This is a genomic window from Bradyrhizobium sp. (genome assembly GCF_017881085.1).
Classification (GTDB): domain Bacteria; phylum Pseudomonadota; class Alphaproteobacteria; order Rhizobiales; family Xanthobacteraceae; genus Bradyrhizobium.
The window spans coordinates 1-7,594 of record NZ_JADGRI010000273.1; the positions used below are offsets into that span (position 1 = coordinate 1).

Here is a 7,594-nt window from a genome sequence, read left to right on the forward strand (position 1 = left end):
CCGGATCACGTCGATATCGGCTTCCGGCTTTTCCACCAGCAGCGCGAGATCCGCGCGAAGCATGTGAGGATTCTGCGTGCCGGACCAGACCCTGATGTTGCCTTCCTGATAGTCCGCAACGGCGCAGGACGGGCCGATCGAGGCGTGCATCTGGTATGGCCAGACATAAGTCCGCGGCATCGGCTTTGCCGCCGAAGCGACGGCGGCGTCGACGTTGCCTTTATCAATCAGGGTACGCGGCGTGGACGGATTGGCGCGCAGCGCCGTCTCGACGTCCCGCATATCGGGCAGCGTCGGGGTCGGCTTCCACGTCACCTTGAGCTGCGCCGCGGCCTTGACGGCGTTTTCCTCGCGCTCGGCGACAACGCCGACGAAATCGCCGATTCTGACGACGGCGACCAGCCCGGGAATATCGCGCACCGACGTTTCGTCGATCGCGATCAGGCTGGTGCCGACAAAAGGCCCGGCATCGACGCCGGCATAGGGCGGGCGCACGACGCGGCCGTGAAGCATGCCGGGTACGCGCACGTCGTGCACATAGACCAGTTCACCGGTCGCCTTCGCCGGCAGGTCGGTGCGCGGCACCGACTGCCCGACGATGGTGTAGGCGCCGACCGGTTTGACCTCAACCCGATCAGCCAGTTCGAGGCGGATGGTCTCGCCGGCAATCAATTCGCCGTAGCTGACGCTGCGGTTATCGCGCCCGCGAACCAGGCCATCCTCGATGGTGAGGTCTTCCACGGCTAATTCGAGTCGTTTCGCGGCGCGCGCGACCAGGAAATGCCGGGCCTGCGCGGCGGCGTTGCGCAGGGGTACGGCCGTGATCTGAATGGTTTCGCTGGCGATGGTCGCGCCCTGATTGGGGACGCGCGAGGTGTCGCCCAGCACGACGACGACACGCGCAAAGGATACGTCGAGTTCCTCGGCGACGATCTGTCCGAGCGCTGTGCGAATGCCTGTTCCGAGATCGACATGACCGTTGAAGGCCGTGACCAAACCGTCAGCCGTGATCTTGATAAAGGTCTCGAATGCGCCTTTCTCGCCTGCAACGGCCGGGCGAACGATGGACAACGATCCCGGTCGAAGTCCGCGATGGTCTGGAGCGTCGGGCGAGGCCATCAATCCTGCGCCTCGACGACACGGCCGGCGGCCCGCATCGCGGCGCGCATGATTTCAATATGCGCGCCGCACCGGCATAAATTATAGCGCAGCGCTTCCAGCACCTCGGCCTCGGAAGGATTGTGGCTCCGCAACAGCAGCGCCTTGGTCGCCATGATCATGCCGTTGAGGCAGTAGCCGCATTGCGCGGCCTGCTCGCCGATAAAGGCGGCCTGCACCGGATCGGGATGATCGCGCGAGCCGAGGCCTTCGAGCGTCAGGATATCGCGGTTCACGCAGCCCGAGATCGGGATCACGCAGGAACGCGCGGCAACGCCATCGATCAGCACGGTGCAGGCGCCGCATTCGCCGAGCCCGCAACCGAACTTCGGTCCGTTCAGTTCGAGATCGTTGCGCAGCACGTAAAGCAGCGCGGTGTCGGGCGCGGCATTGACGTCATGGATCCGGCCGTTGACCGTCAGGCGGATCGTGGGCTGCGTCATGGTGGTGGTTCCGGCCCCGGTGGTTGCGCTGCAAAACGTCACATCGAATGCAGTCGAGGATACCGTTTGCATACAAACGTGCAAGCACAGCATGCCGACGTGAATCTGGCTGCCCGGTTTATGGACAAACCGGCGAGGCAATTGAGCTATTATTCGGCAGCGGGATTTTCCGGGCGCAACGGCGCTTGACAGTGTTTGGCGGCGCGCGCAACATCATTCGTGTACGAACGAGATGCCCGGCGGCGGCAAGAGCTATGGTCGAGGCCGCCTGAACGACTTTTGCGACGCGTCGTTACCCATCTAGCCGTCCGACAGTTTGAAGCTGGCCCCGCGAGCTTGTTGATGCTGACTGAACCGACTGCTGCCGACGACAAGATCCGCTGCGATGCCTGCCCGGTGATGTGCTACATCAAGCCCGGCGCGGCAGGGGCCTGCGACCGTTACGCCAATCACGACGGCCAGCTGGTGCGCGTCGATCCGCACATTCTGCTGGAACGAACGGTGTCACATGGCGGACGGCTGGTGCCGTTCCAGAAAACCGGCGACTGGGACGGTAAGATCGTTCAGGAGCCGAATATCTTCGTAACCGCGATCGGCGCCGGCACCACCTATCCCGATTACAAGCCCGCGCCGTTCATCGTGTCTTCGGAGATCGACGGCGTCGACATGGTCACCGTGGTGACCGAAGGCATCTTCAGTTATTGCGGCGTCAAGGTGAAGATCGACACCGACCGCTACCTCGGACCGGAGACGGCGACGGTTCGCGCGCAGGGCGAGGCGATCGGCCACGTCACCACCAGCGAATACGGCTCGCAGATGCTGTCGCTGGGCGGCGTTCATCATCTCACCGGCGGCTCCAAGAAGGAGGGCCGCGTCACTTGCGACGCACTAATGGATTTGAGCAACTGCAAGCCGGTCGAGCTGACGATCGACGGCGGCGCTACCGTCGTCGTGCAGGCCGGACATGCTCCCGTCGTCAACGGCGTGCCCGAGGAACGGATGCGGGTCGGTTGCGGCTCGGCGACCATCGGCATGTTCGCCAAGCAATGGCACGGCAAGGTCGACGAAGTCGTTGTCGTCGACGACCACATCACCGGCGTTCTCTCGGAACATCAGGCCGGCAAGCTCTTGGATATTGCCGATACCGGAATCAAGCTGAAGGGCCGGCGTTCGACGCCCGGCCGCTATTTCCAGGTCGCGGAGCCAGGCACCGGCTGGGGCGGCACCAAGATATCCGACCCGCTCTCGGTACTGGGGCCGTTCGATGCGAAGAAGGCGCGTCCCGGCATGACCATGCTGATGGTCTCGACGACCGGCGAGCATGCGGCTTTTTATGAACTCGATGCGGCGCTCAAGCCGGTCGAAAAGCAGATGCCGGCCGATCTCGGACTTTCGGTCGAGCGGATTCAGGAAAACTGCGAGCCCGCTCTGTGCACCGTGCTGTTCATGGCGGGGGCCGGCGGATCGTTGCGCGCCGGGGTCACCGACAATCCGGTTCGACTGACGCGATCGGTGAAGGACGCGTTGACGCGCGTCACCAGCGGCGGCGCGCCGGTCTATGTCTGGCCCGGCGGCGGCATTACGTTCATGGTCGATGTCACCCGATTGCCGGCAGGCGCCTTCGGATACGTTCCGACGCCGGCGCTGGTGGCGCCGATCGAGTTTACCCTGCGGCTGTCGGATTATGCGGCGCTGGGCGGCCATATGGATCATGTGCGCCCGCTGGCCTCGCTGAAGGGCAACACCGAGACGCTTCAGATATCTTCGCCGCCGTCCGCGCCGGGATCGCGTCCATGACGAGAACGCCGCAAATCGGGTTTCTGGCAGACGGCAGGCGGCTTCATCTGCAGGATGGTCCGATCGACCTGATCGTGGAGGCGACCGGCAGCCAGGCAGATAAACGTGCTGCCTACGCCGCCGCGGTGAGGCGCTTTAGCGGTCTGCTCGACGAACTCTGCGGCGAGTTGCCGTTGTTGCGTCAGGCGGCGCACCCGGCGCGGTGCCTCCTGCAAGGCAAAGTCGCGCGCCGCATGCACGACGCGGTGGCGCCGTTCGCCGCCGATTGCTTCATCACGCCGATGGCAGCGGTCGCGGGCGCCGTCGCGGAGGAGATTCTCGGCGCCATGACGGCAAACGCGCAACTCGAACGCGCCTACGTGAATAATGGCGGCGACATCGCGCTCCATCTGGCCGATGGCGCGCAGTTTACCGTGGGCCTGGCCGACCGGCCGGACGCGCCGGGGGTGCTGCGCACCATGATCATTCATGCCGACGATCCGGCGCGCGGCGTGGCCACCAGCGGCCGCCACGGCCGCAGTTTCTCGCTCGGCATTGCCGACGCCGTCACGGTGCTGGCGCCGACGGCATCGCAAGCCGACGCGGCCGCCACCATCATCGCCAACGCGGTCGATCTGCCCGGACATCCGGCCATCGTCCGCTGTCCGGCGCATGATCTGCAGCCCGACAGCGATCTCGGTGCACGCCCGGTCACCCGCGCTGTCGGCGAGTTGTCAAACCGCGAGATTGAAGATGCCCTGGAGGCCGGGGCCCACAGCGCGCGAAAATGGCTCGCCGCGGGATTGATCGACGGCGCCGCATTGCGGCTGCACGACGAGATGATCGTCGTGGGGACGAGGGCCGTCGAGGTTCCCGGCTTGCGGGTGCCGCTCGGCCGTGCAGCGGAAGGCTCGCTACATGTGTGAGATCACCGGCATTCAACAACGGGACGGAAAACGATGAGCGCAGTCATTCGCAAGATCGTCACGGTCGTCGAGGAGACGTATCTTGAAATGGGGCAGACGGTATCGCCGCCGACCCGGCGAGCGGCAGCCATCGCCGTGATCGAAAATCCGTTCGCCGGCAGATATGTCGAGGATCTCTCGCCTCTGATCGCCATCGGCGAGGAACTCGGCGAGTTGTTGTCGAAGAAGGCGGTCGCAGCACTCGGGATCGATGGTGCCAAGGCACAGAGCTACGGCAAGGCGGCTGCGGTCGGCGAAAACGGCGAACTCGAACACGCGGCGGCGATCTTGCATCCCAAAATGGGTGCGCCGGTGCGGAAGGTTCTCGGCAAGGGCGCAGCATTGATTCCGTCGTCAAAGAAGCGGAGCGGGCCAGGTACGACGCTGGATATTCCGCTCGGCCACAAGGATGCGGCCTTCGTGCGCAGCCATTTCGACGGCATGGAAGTGCAGATCAACGATGCGCCGCGCGCCAACGAGATCATGGTCGCGGTCGCGATCACCGACAGCGGCCGGCCGCTGCCGCGGGTCGGCGGACTGACGGTCGCGGAAGTCAAAGGCGACGACGGCTTACGATAATTTCTTTCAACACTGGAGGGTTAGGGATGCAACGAAGCAAACGTTTCTTCGATCTTTTCTTGGGTGCCGGACTTGCGATTATTCTCGGCGGCATGGCGCATTCGGCCATGGCGCAGAACGAGATCAAGATCGGCGAAATCAACAGCTATTCGCTGCTGCCCGCCTTTACCGACCCCTATCGCAAGGGCTGGCAGCTCGCGGTCGAGGAAATCAATGCCGCGGGCGGCATCAACGGCAAGAAACTCGTTGTCGTCTCCAAGGATGACGGCGGCAAGCCCGCCGACGCGCAGACCGCCGCCAACGAACTGGTGTCGAGCGAGAATGTGGCGATGCTGGCCGGCACCTTCCTGTCCAATATCGGTCTGGCCGTCAGCGATTTCGCCAATCAGAAGAAAGTATTCTTCTTGGCGGCCGAACCCTTGACCGATGCGATCACCTGGGCCAAGGGCAATCGCTACACGTTCCGTCTGCGTCCCTCCAATTACATGCAGGCGGCGATGCTGGTGGAGGAAGCCGCCAAGCTGCCCGCCAAACGCTGGGCGACCATCGCGCCGAATTACGAATACGGCCAGTCAGCGGTCGCGGTGTTCAAGAAGCTGATGTCGGCCAAGCGGCCCGATATCGTGTGGGTCGACGAGCAGTGGCCGCCGCAGGGCAAGATCGACGCGGGCCCCGTCGTGCAGGCCGTCGCCGCCGCCAATCCGGAAGCCATCCTCAATGTCACCTTCGGCGCCGATCTCGTGAAACTCGTGCGTGAAGGCAACACCCGCGGCCTTTTCAAGGACCGCGCGGTGGTTTCCTTCCTCACCGGCGAGCCGGAATATCTCGATCCGCTGAAGGAAGAAACGCCGGAGGGCTGGATCGTCACCGGCTATCCCTGGTACAGCATCAAGACGCCGGAGCACGACGCGTTCCTGAAAGCCTATCAGGCCAAGTACAACGACTATCCAAGGCTGGGTTCGATCGTCGGTTATCAGACCATCAAATCGGCCGCCGCCATTCTTGCCAAAGCCAACTCCACCGATCCGGAGAAGCTGATCGCCGCGGCGGAAGGGTTGTCGGTGCCGTCGCCGTTCGGCGAGATCACCTTCCGCAAGATCGACCACCAGTCGACCCTCGGCGCGTTCGTCGGCAAGACCGCGCTGAAGGACGGCAAGGGCATCATGGTCGATACGGCCTATCGCAAGGGCGCCGACTATCTGCCGAGCGATGACGAAGTCGCAAAGCTCCGTCCGAAGGAATGAGGTTCGCTGCCACGAAGCGAGGACTTTCTTCTTCTCCCCTCCCTCCGCGCGCGCAGCGCGTGGTGGGGAGGGGTAGGGGGTGGGGGGTGTTTCAGCCTGCTCAACATCAACATGGGTACCCGCGGAGCCACCCCCCACCCCCGACCCCTCCCCGCCGCTGCGCGGGGGGAGGGGAAAGAACGCGCTGGGCCTGCGGAGGGAAAGCGGCATCGAAACAGACGGCTCCATCATCTGCGATAACCCTGCCGCGAGCGGGGAGAGGTGAACCTAACGCTAGCGCGGACCGCAAATGGCCTTCTACGTCGTTCAGTTCCTGACCGGTCTTGCGAGCGCGGCTTCGCTGTTCCTCGTGGCGTCGGGCCTGTCGATCATCTTCGGCGTGACCCGCATCGTCAATTTCGCCCATGGCGCGTTCTACATGCTCGGCGCCTATGTGGCGTTCACGCTGACCGAGCGGTTTTCCGGCGCGATCGGCTTTTGGGGCGGCGTCGTCGCCGCGGCGCTGATCGTCGCCGCGGTCGGCGTGCTCGTTGAAATGGTGCTGCTGCGCCGAATCTATCACGCGCCCGAACTGTTTCAGCTGCTGGCGACGTTCGGCCTGACCCTGATGGTCGAGGATCTCGTGGTCCTGATCTGGGGACCGAGCGATCTGTTGGGCAGTCGCGCGCCGGGATTTCGGGGTGCGGTTGATTTCCTCGGCCAGAATGTTCCGACCTACGATTTGTTCCTGATCGGGCTCGGTCCGGCCGTGCTGGCGGCCTTGTGGCTGATGTTCCAGCGGACGCGCTGGGGCGTGCTGGTTCGCGCCGCGACGCAGGATCGCGACATGGTGGCGGCACTCGGTGTCAATCAGAAATGGCTGTTCACCAGCGTGTTCGCGCTCGGGGTTTTCCTCGCCGCGCTCGGCGGCGCGCTGCAGATCCCCCGCGACGCCGTGCATCACGCCATGGATCTGCGCATCATCGTCGATGTGTTCGTGGTGGTGGTGATCGGCGGCCTCGGCAGCATCATCGGCGCTTTTGTCGCGGCGGTGCTGGTGTCCGAGCTCAACGCGTTCGGCATTCTGATTTTTCCGAAGATTTCCATCATCCTGGTGTTTCTGGTGATGGCCGTGGTGCTGATCGTGCGGCCATGGGGCCTGTTCGGAAAGCCGGAAGCGATTGCACGCCGCACGCCGGGTCTGTCCGTCAATGTCTGGCGGCCGTTGACGTCGAACGAGCGTCTTGCGGCCGTTGCGGCGTTGGCCTTGGCGGCCGCGCTGCCGTTGTTCGGCGGCAATTATGCGCTGACGGTCGGCTCCGAAATCGCGATCTTCGTGATCTTTGCCGCAAGCCTGCATTTCCTGATGGCGGTCGGCGGGCTCGCCTCGTTCGGCCATGCCGCCTATTTCGGACTCGGCGCCTATGGCGTAGCACTTCTCGCCAAGATG

Annotated in this window: 6 protein-coding genes and 1 pseudogene; 5 read left to right on the forward strand and 2 right to left on the reverse strand. The window is 64.1% G+C overall.

Translation table 11 applies throughout. The annotated features are described in order from the left end of the window. Together QZ213_RS21540 and QZ213_RS21545 are read right to left on the reverse strand one after the other, a co-directional pair. Positions 1-1,119 (reverse strand): molybdopterin cofactor-binding domain-containing protein (locus QZ213_RS21540; RefSeq protein WP_291688117.1); only part of this gene is annotated, 1,119 nt, incomplete at its 3' end. Further along, positions 1,119-1,601 (reverse strand): (2Fe-2S)-binding protein, encoded by a 483-nt coding sequence (locus QZ213_RS21545; RefSeq protein WP_291688118.1) that lies wholly within the window; start codon positions 1,599-1,601, stop codon positions 1,119-1,121. The genes QZ213_RS21545 and QZ213_RS21540, both read right to left, overlap by 1 nt. A gap of 342 nt (positions 1,602-1,943) precedes the next feature. Here QZ213_RS21545 and QZ213_RS21550 point away from each other — a divergent pair, with 342 nt between their 5' ends. The 5 genes and pseudogenes from QZ213_RS21550 to QZ213_RS21570 form a co-directional block, all read left to right on the forward strand. After that, positions 1,944-3,398: a 6-hydroxynicotinate reductase gene (locus tag QZ213_RS21550; protein WP_291688119.1), complete on the forward strand. Its 1,455-nt coding sequence runs from the start codon at positions 1,944-1,946 to the stop codon at positions 3,396-3,398. Continuing rightward, entirely contained in the window at positions 3,395-4,303 is a 909-nt protein-coding gene (locus tag QZ213_RS21555; protein WP_291688120.1) for a UPF0280 family protein, read from the forward strand. Before QZ213_RS21550 ends, QZ213_RS21555 begins: the two co-directional genes overlap by 4 nt. Before the next feature lie 33 nt (positions 4,304-4,336). After that, positions 4,337-4,921, forward strand: coding sequence for an amino acid synthesis family protein (locus QZ213_RS21560; protein ID WP_291688121.1), 585 nt, complete (start codon positions 4,337-4,339; stop codon positions 4,919-4,921). A 92-nt stretch (positions 4,922-5,013) separates the two neighbouring features. Then, positions 5,014-6,165: an ABC transporter substrate-binding protein gene (locus tag QZ213_RS21565; RefSeq protein ID WP_291688122.1), complete on the forward strand. Its 1,152-nt coding sequence runs from the start codon at positions 5,014-5,016 to the stop codon at positions 6,163-6,165. A 289-nt stretch (positions 6,166-6,454) separates the two neighbouring features. Beyond that, positions 6,455-7,594, forward strand: a pseudogene (locus tag QZ213_RS21570) (ABC transporter permease); the annotation flags it as partial.

Excerpts from the sequence above, each read along its gene's own strand:
- QZ213_RS21545 (WP_291688118.1), bottom strand. The coding sequence starts at position 1,601 with ATGACGCAGCCCACGATCCGCCTGACGGTCAACGGCCGGATCCATGAC.
- QZ213_RS21550 (WP_291688119.1), top strand. The coding sequence starts at position 1,944 with ATGCTGACTGAACCGACTGCTGCCGACGACAAGATCCGCTGCGATGCC.
- QZ213_RS21555 (WP_291688120.1), top strand. The coding sequence starts at position 3,395 with ATGACGAGAACGCCGCAAATCGGGTTTCTGGCAGACGGCAGGCGGCTT.
- QZ213_RS21560 (WP_291688121.1), top strand. The coding sequence starts at position 4,337 with ATGAGCGCAGTCATTCGCAAGATCGTCACGGTCGTCGAGGAGACGTAT.
- QZ213_RS21565 (WP_291688122.1), top strand. The coding sequence starts at position 5,014 with ATGGCGCATTCGGCCATGGCGCAGAACGAGATCAAGATCGGCGAAATC.